At 59.2% G+C, this 289-nt stretch carries 1 protein-coding gene; it reads right to left on the bottom strand.

The window, feature by feature from the left end:
- The coding region (locus RMT89_RS42285; RefSeq protein ID WP_315889072.1) for a phage terminase large subunit family protein at positions 1-289 on the bottom strand (289 nt) is incomplete at both ends.

Raw genomic sequence — 289 nt, 5'->3', positions numbered from 1 at the left:
ACGAGACGGCGCTTTGTCATCTCGGTCCACAGCGCACCGCAGTCGTCGCAGTGATAGAGCGCGTCTTCCTCCTGCCCCTTCTTGTAGACGATGTTGTCCCACTTCAGCACTTGCTTGGCGGAGCAATCGGGGCAGGTAACGAGGAAGTAGTGTTGCCGCGTCTCTTTGAAGAGCTGGACGATGACGCTGGTGTCTTCGTGAACCGGCGTCGACACCCACAGGCCTTTGCGGTTGTGGTATGTCGTGCGTCGCTTCTTGGCGAGTTCGACCGGCGAACCTTCCTTCGACG

The sequence above is a fragment of the Streptomyces sp. P17 genome (assembly GCF_032436805.1).
In the GTDB taxonomy this organism is placed as follows: domain Bacteria; phylum Actinomycetota; class Actinomycetes; order Streptomycetales; family Streptomycetaceae; genus Streptomyces.
Note: the sequence above shows the minus strand (reverse complement) of the source record. Positions and strands in the feature narration are given on the sequence as shown.